Genomic DNA, 16,317 nt, shown 5'->3' with positions numbered 1-16,317 from the left:
GGCGTCGCCGAGCCAACTCCGTTGCAGCGGAGTGTTTTCCCGCTCGGCGACGCTCTCACGGTAGCAGCCGTGCGCGAAAGTCTCTCTCGTTCAATCACGCACGCGCGGATAGCACGCGGTGCCGCCGGCCGCGAGCGGGTGTGGTGCACCCGACGGACCTGCCCCGGCCGTGGCCGCATTCACCGGATAATCACCGCAGGTCAGCGGGGGTGTGCGGGTCTGTCACGCGGCTGTTACGAGCGGACACGCGGATGGAAACGACCGGTCGCGATGGTCGGGGCATGTGGCCGACCAGTATCTGCTGACCGTGCTGACGCTGACGGTCACCACGACCGTCCTGGTGATCTGGGTGGTCGAGCCCTCTGCCATGCGACTGCTCGGCCGGTGGTTGCACGGCCCGCAGTTGCGCGTCCGCGACGCGGTGGGACGTGCGCCCGCGCTGTGGCGCATCCGGGTGCGGCTCGACGACCGACCGGGCCGGCTCGAAGCGCTCACCGCGCGACTGGCCGACCACGCGGTCAACATTCTGGCCGTACATGTGCATCGGCTGGAATCCGGTGTGCTGGACGAACTCGTGGTGTCGGCCCCCGACGGCCTGACCGCGCAGGCGCTCACCGGGGCGGTGCGGCAGGCCGGCGGCGCCGGGGTGCGGGTGTGGCCCGCCTCGCCGTTGACTCTCGTCGACGGCCAGACCAAGGCGCTGGGCATCGCCGCGCGCGTGGCCGCCGATCCGGACGAGTTGCCCCTGGCGCTCGCCGAACTCCTGGGTGCCCGGTATCTGGCGCCGGGCGCCGATCACGGACCGCCGGTCGCGGCGGAGGCCCGGCTCGAGGTGGTGCACGCGGACGCCACCCTGTGTTTCGTCCGGCCGGACGAGCCCTTCACGCCCGCCGAAACCGCACGGGCACACCGCCTCTGCGACCTCGCGGGGGCGGTGGTGCGGCGCGGGTGAGTCAGTAGTACGCGGGGTCGGGCAACGCTCCCTCGGCGGCGCGTAACCGGTCGGCCATGCTGGTGAGCAGGTCCACCGATTCCTGGGACAGGCCGATCGTGGTGCGCAACAGACGGCGTAGCCGGGCGCAGCGGACGTCGCGCGCGAGACGGAGATCGGATGCGGCGGTGCGGTCGTGGGGCTCGAGGTCCACGGGTGGGCTCACATTCTGGCGGCGGGGAACGACGGTGCGCACCGTCGGAGTTCGGCGATAGTCGTACCCCAGATGTCGCTGCGCGGCACCGTATTTCGCGTCACGCCGATGTGTGTTCGCTCTCGGGTGAGTCCGCTCGAGCGGGCTCGGTCTCCGCCGCATGTCCGGACAGCATAGTCCGGCGAGACACCGCCGGGGCGAGAGCATCGCTGCGCCTCGCCCCGGTGGTGCTGTCGCACCCCAACCGGGCGTCACCCCGCCGTGGCTGGGATCGGGGTGTGCGCCCATCTCACATTCGGCGCCGCGCCCGGTCCGGATCGGTCCCGTCTCCGGACGCGGCGCGCGGCGGTCAGACCCCGACCCTCCTGGCCTCGACCGCGGCCGCGGTGTCGGCGGCGACCAGATCGGCGTTGATGTGCGCGGCCGCGATGGTGCCCGCCGCGGCGGCCCCACCGACCTGCGCGGACAATTCGGTGACGTTGCCCGCCACCCACACGCCGGGCACGTCGGTCGCGCCGACCGGGTCCGACGGGATGTGCATGCCCATCCCGGACTGGTGCTCGACCGGGTGCAGGCCGAGTTCGGCCAGGAATCCGGCGCGCGCGATCATGCGCGGCGCCACGGTGAGTGTGGTCCGCTCGACGACGGAACCGTCGGACAGCCGGACGCCGGTGATCCGGTCGTCGGTGACCACGACGCCGGTGATCTCGCCGGGCACCACCCGGATGTCGCGGGCGGCGAGTTCCTCGGCCTTCTCCGCGGACGGCGGTTCGGCGGTGTGGGTGAAGTAGACGATGTCGGGGCTCCACTGCCGGAACAGCAGGGCCTGGTGGATCGAGTTCGGTCCGCTGGCGATCACGCCGATCGGCTCGTCGCGCACCTCCCAGCCGTGGCAGTACGGGCAGTGCACCAGGTCGCGGCCCCAACGGGCGCGCAGCCCCGGGATCGGTGGCAACTCGTCGACCAGGCCGGTCGTCACCAGCAACCGCCTGGCCCGCACGGTGCGGCCCGCGGCCGTGCGCACCTCGAACCCGTCGCCGGAGCGCCGGGCGCTCACCACCTCGCCGTCGGCCAGCTCGCCGCCGTAGCGGGCGACCTCCGCCCGGCCCCGCGCGAGCAGTTCCGCGGGGGCGATACCGTCCATGCCGAACAGGGCGTGCACGCCCTCGGCCGGGCTGTTGCGGGGCTCGCCGGCATCGATCACCAGCACCGAGCGCCGGGCACGGGCGAGCGTCAGCGCGCCGCTCAATCCCGCGGCCGCGCCGCCGATCACCACCACGTCGTATTCGGTCGACTCTTCGGTCATCATGACCACCTCCTCGCCGGACACTGTGCCCCAGCTCCGGCATTATCGGCAAAGCAATTTGCCGGTATGGCAAACTGGGGTGCGTGGACGACGACATGGATCAGGCGCTCGAGGCGGTCGGCCCGCGGCTGCGCGCGCTGCGTAAACAGCGCGAGACCACCCTCGGCGAGCTCTCCGCCGCCACCGGGATCTCGGTGAGCACGCTGTCGCGGCTCGAGTCCGGCGCACGGCGACCCACCCTGGAACTGCTGCTGCCGCTGGCCCGCGCGCACGGCGTGACCCTCGACGAACTCGTCGACGCCCCGCCCACCGGCGATCCCCGCGTCCACCTGCGTCCGGTCACCCGCAACGGCATGACGATGCTGCCGCTGACCCGCCGCCCGGGCGGTATCCAGGCCTACAAGCTGATCATCCCGCCGGACACCCGCCGCACCCCCGACCCGAAGACACACGAGGGCTACGAGTGGCTCTACGTGCTCAACGGGCGGCTGCGGTTGATCCTCGGCGAGCACGATCTGGTGCTGGAGCCGGGCGAGGCCGCCGAATTCGATACCAGGGTGCCGCATTGGTTCGGCGCCGCGGACGACCGGCCGGTGGAGTTCCTGAGCTTGTTCGGCAAGCAGGGCGAGCGGGCGCATCTGCGCGCCCGGCCCGCCGTGCCGAAAACCGGTGACCGCCGTGCCGAAAACGGTGAGCACTGAGGAGGTCAGGACGTCCGCCGCTCCGGCGGCGCCTGCCAGTGCACAACCTTCACCGTGGTCATCTCGTCCAATAGTTCCGGGCCGTAACCGAATCCGGCGCCGGAGCGCCCGCGCGGTTGCGCGGCACCGCCCGGCGCGCCGCCGAACACCGCGTTGATCTTGACGGTGCCGACCGGCAACGCCCGCCAGGCCCGCTGCGCGTTGGCCATCGACCCGGTCAGCACGGTCGCGGCGAGCCCGTGTTCGTCGTCGCGGGCCTCGGCCAACGCGGTCGCGAAATCGGGGACCGTGCGCACCGGCGCCACCGGGCCGAAGGTCTCCTCCCGCAACACCCGCATCCCGCGGGTGCAGTCGGACAGGACGGTCGCGGGGTAGTAGGCACCGGGTCCGTCGGGGACGGTCCCACCGACCAGCACCTGCGCGCCGTGCTCGACCGCGTCGCGGACGTGGGCATGCACGAGATCGCGCTGGGCCTCGTCCACCAGTGGTTGCGGGTCGCTGTTCCACCGCCGGGCCTGGTCGCACAACGCGGCGAGGAATTCCCGCGCGATCGTCTCCACCACGTAGATTCGCTCGACCGAGACGCAGATCTGGCCCGCGTTGGCGAATGCGCCGAGCGCGGCCTGCTCGGCCGCCCAGGCGGGATCCACGTCGGCGTCCACGATCAGCGGGTCGTTGCCGCCGTTCTCCAGCAGCACCTTCGCCCCGGTGCGGGCGGCCGCCGCGGCCACCGCGCGGCCGGTCGCCGTGCCGCCGACGTGGGCGACGACGTCGACCGGCGCGCCCGCCAGCACCGCGCCCACCCGGCCGTCGCCGGTGATCGTCTGCACGACATCGCGCGGGAAGCACTCCGCGAGGATCTGCCCGAGCAACTCGCCGGTGCGCGGGCAGCGTTCGCTCGGCTTGTGCAGCACGGTGTTGCCGGTGACCAGCGCGGCACCGAGCAACCCGCACGCGATGGCGACCGGATCGTTCCACGGCGTCAGCGCCACCACCACACCGCGGGGCTCGTGGATCATGAAATCGGTGGCGTCCGAGGGGCCCTGGAGCGTCTTGCCGCGATGCACCGGGCCGAGTTCGGCGTACTGCACCAGGGTGCCCGCGCCCGCGCCGATGCCCTCGAGCGCGCTCGCCACCGGCCTGCCGGTCTCCTCGTGCACCACTTGGGCGAGCGTGTCGGCCCGGTCGCGCAGTGCCGCGGCGGCGGCGTGCAGCGCGGCGCCGCGGTCGGCCGGTGCGACCGCGGCCCACTCCGGCTGCGCCGTCCTGGCCAGGTGCACGGCCTCGGCGATCTCCTGGTCGGCGGCCGGGACGAGACGGGAGGCCGCGCCGTCGGCGGAGGTGACGATGTCGGTGAGTTCCTCGTGCGTCTGTGTCATGGCCGACGGTTACCCCGGCGCGAGCGCCGCAACCGGGGACCGGCCTTTCCTAGCGGAACCAGCGCTTGGGCTGCTGCTGCTTCTCGACCTTCTTGCGCGCGGCGGCCGCCAGTTCGGCCCGCTGGGCGCGCGCCGCCTCGGCCCATTCGACGCCGCGGTGCTTGGCCACGTCACCGAATTCCGCGCCGCGGTGCTTGGCGAGGTCGGCCCACTCCGCGCCGCGGTGCTTGGCCACGTCGGCGAACTCGTCGCCGCGTTCCTTCGCGAGTTCGGCCAGTTCGGCGCCGCGCACCCGCGCGGTGTCGGCCAGCTCCGCACCGCGTTCCTTCGCCCGTTCGGCGAGCACGGCGCTGCGTTCCTTGGCGGTGAGCGCCAGCGGCGTGCCGCGTTCCTTGGCGCGCTCGGCCAGGACGGCGCTGCGTTCCTTGGCGGTCAGGGCCAGCGGCGCGGTGCGCTCCTTGGCGGCGGCGGCCAGCGGCACCGCCCGTTCCTTGGCGGCCGCGGCGAGGGCGGCGCTGCGTTCTTTGGCGGTGGCCGCCCACTCCGGCCCGTGCGTCTGCACGGTCTCGGCCAGCTCGGACCCCTTGGCGGCGGCCACGGTGCCGAGTTCCTTGGCCCGCTCGGCGGCCTCCTGCGCGTGCTGGCGCAGCGCCTCGCCGGTGCCGTCGCTCGCGGCCGCGCCGAACGGCAACGCCGCCGAGACGGTCGCGGCGGCGTTGCGCGCGGCGCGCTTGCCCCGCCAGCCCAGCGACGGCTTACCCGCGGTGTCGGCGCTGGCGATCAGCAGTCCGCCCAGCAGGCTCACGTCCTTGAGGAAGGCGGTGCGCTTGGCGAGCTTCTTGTCCGGGTCGGGCTCGGCCCAGAAGTTCTGCTGGGTGACCGTGGCGGGCAGCACGGACGCGGCCAGCACGATCGAGGCGAGCCGGGGTGCTTTGCCCAGGGCCAGCAGCACGCCGCCCGAGACCTGCGCGACGGCGTTGACCTTGATGACGGTGTCCGGGTCGGCGGGCAGCCTGCTCGCGACCTCGGCGGGCAGCGCGGCCGCGGCCTTGGCGCGCGGTTCGGGATTCATGAGCGTGTCGACCCCGTCGGCGACGAAGGCGGTCGCCAGCAGTGGTCGGGCAAGTCGGCGCAGCAACATGGACGTCAACCCTTTCCTCGATGGCTTATTCGGGCGGGTTCCCGTGACCGGGGTACCCAAACACCGGGGCGATGCGCGCCACCGTGCCGGTCGAGGAGCCGAACTCAGCGGGCGCGCAGGAACCGGCCGGTGCGCGTGACCCCCACCGAGTCCCCGGCCCTGCCCTCGCCGAAGACGAACTCGCCACCGACCAGCACCGCCGTCACCGCGGCGTCGTTGCGGTTGACCATGCGCGAGAGGTTGTCGTACTGCGCCACCGGCGCCTCGGCGTATCGGTCGAGTTCGGCGTCCAGGTGCGCCGGATCGATGACAACGACGTCGGCGCGGTCGCCCTGGCGCAGGTGCCCGGCGTCCAGGCCGTACCAGTCGGCCAGCTCGCCGGTCATCCGGTGCACCGCGCGTTCCAGCGACAGGAACGGCCGGCCCGCCCGCTCGGCCTCGTGCACCCGGCGCAGGAACCGCAGCCCGAAGTTGTAGAAGGCCATGTTGCGCAGGTGCGCGCCCGCGTCGGAGAAGCCCAGGTGCACACCCGGATGCGCGGCGAGGCGGTCGAGCACGTGCGGCCGGTGGTTGGAGATGGTGGTGCGCCAGCGCACCTTGTCGCCGTGCTCGACCACCAGGTCGAGGAAGGCGTCCACGGGATGCAGGCCGCCGCGGTCGAGACCCACCTGGCCGAAGGTCTTGCCGATCACGCGTTGATCCGGGCAGTCGACGATCTCGGCGTCGAAGAAGTCGCGGTGCCACACCCGCGGGCCGAACCTGCGGTCGTAGTCGCGGCGGAAGCGGCGCCGGTAGTCCGGGTCGGCGAGCATGTCCCGGCGCCGCTCGACCTGATCGGCCAAGTGCATGGCGGCCGCGCCCGCCCCGAACTCTTCGAAGATCACCAGGTCGATGCCGTCGGCGTACACCTCGAACGGCACCGGCAGGTGCTGCCAGCGGAAGTTCCCGCCCAGCAGGTTCAGGGTGCGGGCCAGCAGCGAGAACAGGTGGATCACCGCGGGAAGGGCCTTCAGGTCGGCCGCGGAGAGCAGGCTGACCTTCAGCGGCGCGCGGAACAGGCCGAGGGTGGCGGCCGCCATCGTCACCACCGTGTGCGGGCGCGAGGCGTCCGGGCCGCCCTGCAACACCCGGCCCCGCGCCCGCAGAATGTCACCCAGCCTGCGGCGTTCCCGTGCGGTGGCGAACGTGGACGGCAGCGTGCGGGAACGGCAGTACTGCCCGTCGAGCTTGTCGAAGCGCAACTGCTGGGAGGACATGCCGACGAAGCCCGCGTCCAGCGCCTCGGTCAGCCAGCGCGCCATCGTGTCCAGCTCCGCGCCATCCGGCCGCACGCCCGCGCGGGTGGCCCGGTCCAGCCCCATCGCGGCCGCGCGCATGTCCGAATGCCCGATGAACGCCGCCACATTCGGCCCGAGCGGCAGCTCCTCGAGCGCCTGCGCGTACTCGTGGGCGCTGCTCCAGCTCTTGCCCCGCGCGACCGCGTCGATGACGTGCCTGCGCGGGATCGCCTCCACCCGCCCGAACAGGTCGCCCGCGGTCTCCGGGCCGACATGCACGGTGGAGATCGAACACGAGCCGAGCAGCACCGTGGTGATGCCGTGCCGCAGCGACTCGCTCAGCTGCGGACTGCCGAGCACTTCGACGTCGTAGTGGGTGTGGATGTCGATCATGCCGGGCAGCACCCACCGGTCGGTCGCATCGATCACCCGTGTGCAGCCCTGTTCGTCGAGCGGGGCCGCCGACACCGTGACGACCCGGCCGTCCCGGATGCCCAGATGCCGGATCGCCGAGGCCGCGCCGGTGCCGTCGAACCAGCGTCCGCCCTTGATGATGGTGTCGTACACGAGTTTTCCGTCCTCACCCGTCGGGAAACAGGTCGGCCAGGCCGGCGCGCATCACCTTGCCGGTGGCGTTGCGGGGCAGCGGTTCGGTGGTGATCCGCCAGTCGGCGGGCACCTTGTAGTACGCCAGCCGCTCGGCGGTGAAGGCCCGTAGCTGCCCGGGATCGGTGGCGGCCTCGTCCTCGACCACCACCACGGCGCCCACCCGCTGGCCAAGGTCGGGATCGGGTAGCCCGAGCACCGCGCATTCGCGAACCGCGGGATGCTCGTCGAGACAGTGCTCGACCTCGGTGGGGTAGATGTTCTCGCCACCGCGCAGGATGAGATCCGACCGCCTGCCGGACAATCGGAGCCTGCCGTCGGTGCACACGCCGAGGTCGCCGGTGCGCAGCCAGCGGTCCGGGGTGAGCGCGGCGGCGGTGGCGGCGGGATCGTTCCAGTAGCCGAGCATGACGTAGGCGCTGCGCACCCACACCTCGCCCTCGACGCCGTCGGCCACCGGTTCACCCTCGGCGTCCCGGATGCTCAACTCCACGCCGATGATCGGCCTGCCCACCGTGTCCGGGAACTCCGCCAGCTCGGCCGGGGTGGCCAGGGTGGCGGCCGTACTGCATTCGGTCATACCGTAACTGGTGGTGAGCGCGGTGCGCGCGGCCGGGACGCGGTCGCGCAGCGCCTCCTGCAAGGCGGCCGAGGACGGTGCCGAGTTCAGCGACAGCGCGGCCAGGGAGGACAGGTCGTGGCATTCCACGTCGGCGTCGAGCAGCCGGTGGATCATCGTCGGCATGGCGCCCCAGTTGGTGATGCGCTCCCGCTCGATCAGGCTCAGCACCCGCTCGCCGTCGAAACCGCCACGGTAGACGACGGCGGTGTCGCCGGTGGCCAGCCGTGGCAGCACCAGGTTGTGCAGGCTGGCGATGTGGAACAGCGGGGAGGTGAGCAGGAAGCGGCGGCCCTTGGGGCCACCGTCGTCGGTGCGGCCGGCGCAGGCGGCGGCCACCGCGTCGTTGAAGCGGTGCTGGTCGACCACGGCGAGCAGGTTGCGGTGCGAATGCGTGGCGCCCTTGGGCCTGCCGCTGGTGCCGCTGGTGTAGAGGATCACGGCCGGATCGTCTTCGGCGACCGGGGTTTCCGGCAGCGCGGCCCCGGCGAACTCGGCGATCAGCGCGGGCAGCTGCTGCTCGATCGACAGCACGGGGACGGTGTGCTCGACCTGTGCGAGCCGCTCGATCCGCCGGTCGTCGGCGATCAGCACCTTCGGCGCGGTGTGGGCCAGGCCGTAGTCGATCTCGCGGGGCATCCACCACGCGTTGTAGCCCACGGCGATCGCCCCGAGGCACTGGCAGGCCCAGAACGCCTGCACCCACTCCGCGCTGTTGGCGGCGAGGATGCCGACGCGGTCGCCCGCCGCGATGCCGAACCGGGTGCGCAAGCCCTCGGCCAGTGCGGCGACGGCGGCCAGGTGCGCGGCGTAGGTGATGCGCCGCTCGCCGTCGACGAGATACTCGCGCTCACCCAGCCGCGCGGATTCGGCCAGCAGCGCGCGGAGCGCGGGCTTGCGGTGCCGGAAGACCGTGACCGGTGCGCCGAGCACCTCCTCGACCGTCGTCTCGAAGGGCGCGCCCGCCGCGGTGAGCCGCCGGACGGCCTCGGCCCGAAGCGCTTGCCGGTCAACGGATGTGGTCATCCCCGTCCTTCCACTGTCATGGCACGAGTACCGCCCGGCCACGGACCAGGCCGCGGTCGAGCCGGTCGAGCGCCTCGCGGCCGTCGGCCAGTTCGTACGGCTCGACCTCGACCCGCAGCTTGCCCGCCTGCGCCAGGGCGATGGACTCCACGAGGTCCGAGCGGGTGCCGCCGTAGGACTTGCGCACCGAGGCGCCCCACGGCCAGCCGGGCCCGCCGGCCGGGCCCGCGGTGAGCTCCGGCGCACCGCCGCCGAGTCCCACCATCCGGTAGGCGCCGTTGGGGGCGACGGTCTCCACCGCCAGGCGGGCGGTCTCGTCGACGCCGACGAAGTCGAACACCGCTTCCGCGCCCCGGCCGCCGGTGCGTTCGAGAATCCGCGCCGCGGTGTCCGCGCCGATCACCAGGCCCTCGTCGGCTCCGTAGTGGGCGGCCAGGAAGAGCTTGTCCTCGCTCACGTCGACCGCGATGATGCGCACCGCGGTGGTGGCGGCCAGGATCTGCACCGCCACGTGCCCCAGCCCGCCGATGCCGATGACGACGGCGGTCGCACCGGGCAGCAGGTGGTCGCGCGCCCCCGCGATCGCGTGGTAGCTGGTGAGCGCGGCGTCGGCGAGCGGAGCGGCCTGCAGGAAATCCAGTTCGCCGATCGGCACGAACGCACGCGCCGGAACGCGGACGTATTCGGCCATGCCGCCGTCGGGCCCGAGTCCGGGGCAGGGCGGCATCGCCGACCGGCCCGCGGCGAGGCAGACATTCTCGTTGCCACGGATGCACTCTCGGCACACCCCGCACGACCAGCACAGATAGACCACGCCGCGGTCGCCCGGCCGCGGGCCGTCCACCTCGGCGCCGACCGCTTCGACCGTGCCCGCGATCTCGTGGCCGAGGGTGAGCGGCTCCTCCCGCAGCGGGAACGGCAGGCCGAGGACGTAGAGGTCGGAGTGGCAGATACCTGCGGCGCCGACGCGCAGCAGCACGTCGGTGGGGCCGATCCCGGGCACCGGAACCGTGCGCAGTTCGAGCCTGCCGGGGCCGGTCAGTTGCAGTGCGTGCATCAAAGCGGTTCGTCCTCGTCCGATTGTGACGTAGGCAATAAGTTAACAGCGTTTCTGAGTGCCGCGCCAGGGCCGCCCGCGCCGGTGGCCCCCGCCGCCTGTGCGTGGTGTCGGTGGCGTGCGGCATCATCTGGGGCACGCAGTCGTCCCCCGATGATCGTCCGGAGCTCCCCATGCCGTCCTCCCGCACCAAACCCAAGCCGTTGTCGGACAGCGAGATCGAGCACATCGCCGCCGAGATCGCCGCAGGCCGTCCGCCGATGGTGTGGTTCACCTCCGCCGCGGTGGGCGTGCCCGAAGGCCGCTCGGGCAAGGTTGTGGCGCTGGGCGATCCGGCCGAGGGCGACTTCCTGCAGGTGCGGCCCACCGGCTCCAAGGACGCGCTGTCGTTCTCCCCCGTCGAAGTGACCCTGACCAAGCCGCCGCGCGAGCGGCAGGCCGCCGCGTCGGGCCGGTCGAAGCCGGCGCCGAGGAAGGAACCCCCCGTGACCCAGCCGTCGACCGCGACCCCCGCGAGCCCCGCCCCCGTGCGAGCGGCGGGCCGCGCCGAGCCCGCCGCCGCCCCGGCCGCGAAGGCGACCGCGAAAGACGTTGCCGCCGAACCGCGTCCGAGCGCCCAGGACAAGCCGGCCGCCCCCCGTCCGGCACCGGCCAAGACCACCAAGTCGCCCGCGCGGAAGAAGACGCCCGAGGTCACCGTGACCCTCGCGGGCACCGCCGACGGCGAGTGGACGGTCGAGGTCGCCACCGGTAAGAAGCGGTCGGTGCGCGGGCTGCCGGTGAGCAGTGCCGCGGTGGCGCAGGCCGCCAAGCTGTTGCACCCGGAGGTCGCGGAGGTGGTCGCCGGTGTGCTCGAGGCCGCCAAGCAGGCACAGCTGGCGAAGGTCGAACAATTGCAGGCCGAACTGGCCGCCGCCAAGCGGGCGCTCGAGGAATTGGATTCCTGACGACCGCACACGGCCGTCATCCCGCCCGGCTCGCGGCGCGCTCGCCGCGGGAGCGCCCACTCGGGGCATCACCCGGCGCATCGGCCCCGTCGAGTCCGGGCGGTGCGGCGCGCCCGGACGCGCACCCGGCGGCCTCGCCGGGGACCGGGCGGCGGGCTCCGGGCAGCCACCGGCGGCGCAGCGGCAGCGCGCGCACCGCGGGTACGGTGCACCCCTCGGCCGTGGTCGGGTCCGGTGTGCGAATGCCGTTGTCCTCGTGGCTGTTCGGTCGCGGCGTGGGGGTTTCGCGCTGGGGTAGGGCGTAACCGAGGCCCTGGTCCTTGGCGCGGTACATCGCCGCGTCGGCGTCCCGGATCAGGTCGAAGATGTCGGCGTCGCCGTCGGCGCCGGTGATGCCGACACTGGCGGTGACCGTCACCGCGCCGACACTGAGCTCGAACGGCCTGCCGAAGGCGTCGAGCAGGCGCTCGGCCAGCGTCACCGCCTCCCGCACGCCGCACGGGGTGAGCACGACGAACTCGTCCCCGCCGTAGCGGGCACACACCGGAATGCGCCCGGCGACCCGGCGGATCCGGGCGGCGGCGTTGGCGATCAGTTCGTCGCCCACGGCGTGACCGTAGCTGTCGTTGACCCGCTTGAAGCCGTCGAGATCGAGGAACAGCAGGCTCAGCGGACCGGCCCGCCAGTCCGCCCGTTCCCTGGCGAGGGTGCGCAGCAGGGCGGTGCGGTTGAGCAGCCCGGTGAGCATGTCGTGGTCGGCCTGGTACTGCGCGCGGCGCTCGCTGCGGGCACTGCGCTGCACGGCCCGTTCGCCGCGCACCAGCACACCGATCAGCAGCAGCGCGAACAGCGTGGCGACGACCACCCGGTCGACGGTGCCGAGCCGGGTGCCGAGCGCCGGAACCAGCGCCGCCACGATCAACGCGACGGCGATCACCCCGGCCCGCTGCCGGGACCGGTGCACGTGGACCCGGCGCGGCCCACCGAGGCCCGCCATCGTCGGATGCAGGGCCGCGATGCCCACGGCGGCGTAGGCGACGAGCAACGGGATGTGCAGCAGTCCGTCGTCCACGCGGGCCAGCCCGGCGGCGTCGATCCCGGCGCCGAGATCACCCAGCAGCACGGCGATCACGGCCACGTGGAGCAGCCGCAACGAGGTCTCCGAGCGTGCCGCGGTCGCCACCGAGTGCGCCACAAGGGCCAGCAGCACCGCGTCCAGCAGCGGGTAGGCGGCGGCCACGAGGGTGTCGAAGCCCGGCGCTCCGGACCGCAGGATGGGCGAGATCAGCACCGTCCACGAGGCCAGCAGCGCCGCCAGGCCGATCAGCGCCGAATCCAGCGTCAGGTCGTACTCGCCGCGCGCCTGCCGCGGCCGCAACCACACCGCCGCGGCCGCGGCGACCCCCAGATAGCCCGCCAGGACGCAGAGGTCGCCCGCCCGGCCACCGCCGCCGCTCGCGGCGGACAGCACGCTGCCCGTCGCGAACAGCACCGCCGACCCCGACAGCAGATACCACGGCAGCGGCCGCGCCGGCCGGTAGCGGCGCAGGCCGTATCCGATCATCACCAGCGTCCCCGCCACCACGATCGGCACCGTCGTCGCGGTCAGCACCGGGCCGCCCAGCACCGGCGGCACCGTGATCACGGCCGCCCAGGCGCCGAGAAGCGGTGCGCACCACCGGTTTCCGAGGCGTTCGCGGTGAAGGCCCGGATAATCTGCGGTTCCTGTCATCAAACCCCCCTCGGCCCTGGTAACGCGGTGAACCATGCGGCAGGCGGTCAGCGCGATCCGCCACGACGACGTCGACGTCGAGCTGGGTGTGGTGCTACGAGCGGATGGTCCCGGGCGGGCGCTGCACGTCCGGTCACCGAGACCTGGACAACTGATCCGATGATCGCACGGAACCGGGGTCCGCCGGGATGGTTTGCCCGGGTTCGTCTCCTCGGCGTGCCGCCCTGCGCGGGTCGGGGCGGGGCGCGCCCGCGCCGCGGCGCACAATGGGCCGGTGGTGGATACGTGGGTGGCGCCGGGGCGGGTCAACATCATCGGCGAGCACACCGATTACAACGACGGATACGTCCTGCCGATCGCGTTGCCGCTGGTCACCCGGTGCGCCGCGCGGGTGACGGCGCAGCCGGTGGTGCGGGTGCGCTCGCGGCAACGGCCGGACGAGCCGGTGCGGGCCGAACTCGACGCCATCCACGCCGTGCGGACGCAGGTGCCGGGCTGGGCCCGCTACGTGCTCGGCGTGGTCGGTGAGTTCGTCCGGCGCGGGCACCCGGTGGGCGGACTCGACCTCGAGGTGGACGGCGCGGTGCCGATCGGGGCGGGGCTGTCGAGTTCGGCCGCGCTGTCCTGTTCGGTGGCGTTGGCGCTGCGCGACCTGTACGCGCCCCAGCTGAGCGAGCGCGAGCTGATCGATGTCGCACGGGCGGCCGAGAACGACTACGCGGGCGCGCCCACCGGCGTGCTCGACCAGTCCGCCGCGGTGCTGTGCACCGCGGGACACGCGCTGTTCCTGGACGTCCGCCGATTCACCGGCGCCGCACCCGGAACCGACCCCGGCTACCGGCAGATCCCCTTCGACCTCGCCCGGTCCGGCCTGACGCTGCTGGTGATCGACACCCGCGAGGCACACGAACACGCCGGTGGCGGCTACGCCGAGCGCCGCGCCCAGTGCGAGGCGGCCGCGGCGGCGCTCGGCGTGGCCGCACTGCGCGACGTGGTGGTGCCCGGCGAACTCGGCCGGATCGAGGATCCGGTGGTGCGCAGGCGCGCCCGGCACGTGGTCACCGAGAACGCCCGCGTGCTCGCGGTCGCCGAGACCCTGCGCAGCGGCGCCGACCCGCGGGAGATCGGCCCGATCCTGACCGCCGGGCACGCGTCGCTGCGCGACGACTTCGAGGTCTCCACCCCCGCGCTGGATCTCGTCGTGGACACGGCACTCGCCGCGGGCGCCCACGGTGCCCGCATGGTGGGCGGCGGGTTCGGCGGCAGCGCCATCGCCCTGGTCGAGAGCGGGCAGGCCGACGCCGTCGCCGCGGCCGTCGAGCGACGACTCGGCAGCGCCGGACACCGCGCCCCGCGGACCTTCACCGTCGTCCCGGCCGCGGGGGCACACCGGGAGAACTGACGGCGCACGCGGGATGAACGGCCGCGCAACACCGGACCGTCCGGGGGACTCGCTGTTTCGGTTCGCCCCGGATCGTGGCCGGGGAGTGCGACAATCACGCGGTAGTTGTCAGTGGACGCCGCAGGTCGGTGCGGGGTCGCTGTCGCCGCACGAAGCCGCTCGCCGCGCGCGACCCGCTCGTCGAGTGGTGCCACCGCAAGGAGGGACACCGCTGTGCCGCTTGCCGATTCCCTGTTCCTGACCTCCGCCGCACCCGGATCGCCCGCCGCCGCGGTGCGTTTCGAGGCGGTCGAGACGCTGCGCCTGGACGCCGATCCGGTCGACTACGCCCTGGTCGCGTTGTATTTCGTGTTCGTGCTCGGTATCGGATTGCTGGCGCGCAGCCGGGTCTCCTCCAGCATCGACTTCTTCCTGTCCGGCCGGTCGCTGCCCGCCTGGGTGACCGGCCTGGCCTTCATCTCGGCCAACCTCGGCGCGGTCGAGATCATGGGCATGTCGGCCAACGGCGCCGAATACGGATTCCCCACCTTCCACTATTTCTGGATCGGCGCGATTCCGGCCATGCTGTTCCTCGGCGTGGTGATGATGCCGTTCTATTACGGCTCCAAGGTGCGCAGCGTGCCGGAGTTCATGCGCAGGCGCTTCGGCACCGGCGCGCACCTGGTGAACGCGCTCAGCTTCGCCACCGCGCAGATCCTCATCGCCGGGGTCAACCTGTACCTGCTCGGCTCGATCCTCAATGTGCTGCTCGGCTGGCCGCTGTGGGTCTCGGTGGTCGCCGCCGCGGCGATCGTGCTGTCCTACATCACCCTCGGCGGGCTCTCGGCCGCCATCTACAACGAAGTACTGCAGTTCTTCGTCATCGTCGCGGCACTGCTGCCGTTGACCCTCGTCGGCCTGCACCGGGTGGGCGGCTGGGACGGGCTGACCGAACGGGTCACCGCCTCGCCGGGTGGCGCCGCCCAGCTGGATTCGTGGCCGGGCAACGCGCTCAGCGGGTTCACCGACAACTTCCTGTCGGTGCTCGGCATCGTCTTCGGTCTCGGCTTCGTGCTGTCCTTCGGTTACTGGACCACCAACTTCGTCGAGGTCCAGCGCGCGATGGCGACCAACTCGATCTCCGCGGCCCGGCGCACGCCCATCATCGGCGCCTACCCGAAGATGTTCATCCCGCTCATCGTGGTCATCCCCGGCATGATCAGCGCCGTGCTCGTGCCGGAGATGATCGAGTACAAGCAGGCCAAGGCGGCCGATCCGGATTTCAGCGGCGATGTCACCTACAACCAGGCCCTGCTGTACCTGATGAAGGAGGTCCTGCCGAACGGTCTGCTCGGGGTGGGCCTGGCCGGTCTGCTCGCGGCGTTCATGGCGGGCATGGCCGCCAACGTCTCGGCCTTCAACACCGTGTTCAGCTTCGACCTCTGGCAGCAGTACGTGGTGAAGGACCGGCCCGACGGCTATTACCTCACCGTCGGCAGGCTGGCCACGGTCGGGGCGACGGTCGCGGCCATCTTCACCGCGTTCATCGCGGGCAATTTCAGCAACATGATGGACTACCTGCAGACGCTGTTCAGCTTCTTCAACGCGCCGCTGTTCGCGACGTTCATCCTCGGCATGTTCTGGAAGCGGATGACCCCGACCGCGGGCTGGGCGGGCCTGGTGGCCGGAACCGGTTCGGCCATCGTCATCTTCCTGCTGCACGAGATGGAGGTCTTCCAACTGTCCGGCCAGGGTGCCAGTTTCGTCGCCGCCGGTGTTGCCTTCGTGGTCGACATCCTGGTCAGCGTCGCGGTGACGATGGTGACCCAGCCCAAGCCGGCCGCCGAACTGGTGGGGCTGGTGTACTCCGAGACACCCGCACAGCTGCGCACCGACCCCGAGGCGGCCACGCTGCCCTGGTATCAGCGCCCCGTGCTGCTCGCGGGCATCGCCCTGGTGCTGGTCATTCTGCTCAACATCTTCGTGGGATAGGGAGATCC

Annotated in this window: 13 protein-coding genes; 5 read left to right on the top strand and 8 right to left on the bottom strand. The window is 72.5% G+C overall.

Annotated features, from left to right (window positions below):
- Positions 1–283: 283 nt before the first annotated feature.
- Entirely contained in the window at positions 284–952 is a 669-nt protein-coding gene (locus CRM89_RS16025) for an ACT domain-containing protein (protein ID WP_253805095.1), read from the top strand.
- Position 953: 1 nt separating this feature from the next.
- On the opposite strand, the gene CRM89_RS16020 is transcribed toward CRM89_RS16025, so the two are convergent.
- Entirely contained in the window at positions 954–1,145 is a 192-nt protein-coding gene (locus CRM89_RS16020; protein WP_060594649.1) for a hypothetical protein, read from the bottom strand.
- 349 nt (positions 1,146–1,494) lie between these two features.
- Positions 1,495–2,451, bottom strand: coding sequence for an NAD(P)/FAD-dependent oxidoreductase (locus CRM89_RS16015; protein WP_098087016.1), 957 nt, complete (start codon positions 2,449–2,451; stop codon positions 1,495–1,497).
- A 95-nt stretch (positions 2,452–2,546) separates the two neighbouring features.
- Between CRM89_RS16015 and CRM89_RS16010 the strand changes: the two genes are divergently transcribed.
- Positions 2,547–3,152 (top strand): helix-turn-helix domain-containing protein, encoded by a 606-nt coding sequence (locus CRM89_RS16010; protein WP_011211048.1) that lies wholly within the window; start codon positions 2,547–2,549, stop codon positions 3,150–3,152.
- Between the two features lie 5 nt (positions 3,153–3,157).
- Here the strand turns inward: CRM89_RS16010 and CRM89_RS16005 are convergent, their stop codons facing one another.
- The 5 genes from CRM89_RS16005 to CRM89_RS15985 all read right to left on the bottom strand — a co-directional run bounded on the left by CRM89_RS16005 (position 3,158) and on the right by CRM89_RS15985 (position 10,257).
- Positions 3,158–4,531, bottom strand: a complete 1,374-nt coding sequence (locus CRM89_RS16005) for an aldehyde dehydrogenase (RefSeq protein WP_060594650.1) — start codon at positions 4,529–4,531, stop codon at positions 3,158–3,160.
- 49 nt (positions 4,532–4,580) lie between these two features.
- Positions 4,581–5,672, bottom strand: coding sequence for a DoxX family protein (locus CRM89_RS16000; RefSeq protein ID WP_011211046.1), 1,092 nt, complete (start codon positions 5,670–5,672; stop codon positions 4,581–4,583).
- Positions 5,673–5,776: 104 nt separating this feature from the next.
- On the bottom strand, positions 5,777–7,516 hold the full coding sequence (locus CRM89_RS15995) for an amidohydrolase family protein (RefSeq protein ID WP_098084772.1): 1,740 nt from the start codon (positions 7,514–7,516) through the stop codon (positions 5,777–5,779).
- Between the two features lie 13 nt (positions 7,517–7,529).
- Complete coding sequence (locus tag CRM89_RS15990) at positions 7,530–9,200, bottom strand: class I adenylate-forming enzyme family protein (protein ID WP_098084770.1); 1,671 nt, start codon at positions 9,198–9,200, stop codon at positions 7,530–7,532.
- Positions 9,201–9,216: 16 nt separating this feature from the next.
- Positions 9,217–10,257, bottom strand: coding sequence for an NAD(P)-dependent alcohol dehydrogenase (locus CRM89_RS15985; protein WP_041560358.1), 1,041 nt, complete (start codon positions 10,255–10,257; stop codon positions 9,217–9,219).
- Between the two features lie 173 nt (positions 10,258–10,430).
- Between CRM89_RS15985 and CRM89_RS15980 the strand changes: the two genes are divergently transcribed.
- Positions 10,431–11,204, top strand: coding sequence for a DUF6319 family protein (locus CRM89_RS15980; protein ID WP_172964523.1), 774 nt, complete (start codon positions 10,431–10,433; stop codon positions 11,202–11,204).
- A 16-nt stretch (positions 11,205–11,220) separates the two neighbouring features.
- Here CRM89_RS15980 and CRM89_RS15975 read toward each other — a convergent pair whose 3' ends face one another.
- Positions 11,221–12,936, bottom strand: a complete 1,716-nt coding sequence (locus CRM89_RS15975) for a GGDEF domain-containing protein (protein WP_098084765.1) — start codon at positions 12,934–12,936, stop codon at positions 11,221–11,223.
- 274 nt (positions 12,937–13,210) lie between these two features.
- On the opposite strand from CRM89_RS15975, the gene galK reads away from it, so the two are divergent.
- Positions 13,211–14,338 carry a galactokinase gene (gene galK / locus CRM89_RS15970; RefSeq protein ID WP_172964522.1) on the top strand — a complete coding sequence of 376 codons (1,128 nt, stop codon included), beginning with the start codon at positions 13,211–13,213 and terminating at the stop codon, positions 14,336–14,338.
- 273 nt (positions 14,339–14,611) lie between these two features.
- A complete protein-coding gene (locus CRM89_RS15965; RefSeq protein WP_041561305.1) occupies positions 14,612–16,309 on the top strand; it encodes a sodium:solute symporter family protein in 1,698 nt (565 codons plus the stop codon).
- Positions 16,310–16,317 lie beyond the last annotated feature (8 nt).

Origin of the sequence: Nocardia sp. FDAARGOS_372 (assembly GCF_002554515.1) — a bacterium.
Lineage (GTDB): Bacteria > Actinomycetota > Actinomycetes > Mycobacteriales > Mycobacteriaceae > Nocardia > Nocardia farcinica.
The sequence above is the reverse complement of the archived record's forward strand: the minus strand, read 5'-3'. Positions and strand labels throughout refer to the sequence as shown.

Coding starts and splice junctions, on each gene's coding strand:
- CRM89_RS16015 (WP_098087016.1), bottom strand. CDS start 2,451: ATGACCGAAGAGTCGACCGAATACGACGTGGTGGTGATCGGCGGCGCG.
- CRM89_RS16010 (WP_011211048.1), top strand. CDS start 2,547: ATGGATCAGGCGCTCGAGGCGGTCGGCCCGCGGCTGCGCGCGCTGCGT.
- CRM89_RS16005 (WP_060594650.1), bottom strand. CDS start 4,531: ATGACACAGACGCACGAGGAACTCACCGACATCGTCACCTCCGCCGAC.
- CRM89_RS16000 (WP_011211046.1), bottom strand. CDS start 5,672: ATGTTGCTGCGCCGACTTGCCCGACCACTGCTGGCGACCGCCTTCGTC.
- CRM89_RS15990 (WP_098084770.1), bottom strand. CDS start 9,200: ATGACCACATCCGTTGACCGGCAAGCGCTTCGGGCCGAGGCCGTCCGG.
- CRM89_RS15985 (WP_041560358.1), bottom strand. CDS start 10,257: ATGCACGCACTGCAACTGACCGGCCCCGGCAGGCTCGAACTGCGCACG.
- CRM89_RS15980 (WP_172964523.1), top strand. CDS start 10,431: ATGCCGTCCTCCCGCACCAAACCCAAGCCGTTGTCGGACAGCGAGATC.
- CRM89_RS15975 (WP_098084765.1), bottom strand. CDS start 12,936: ATGACAGGAACCGCAGATTATCCGGGCCTTCACCGCGAACGCCTCGGA.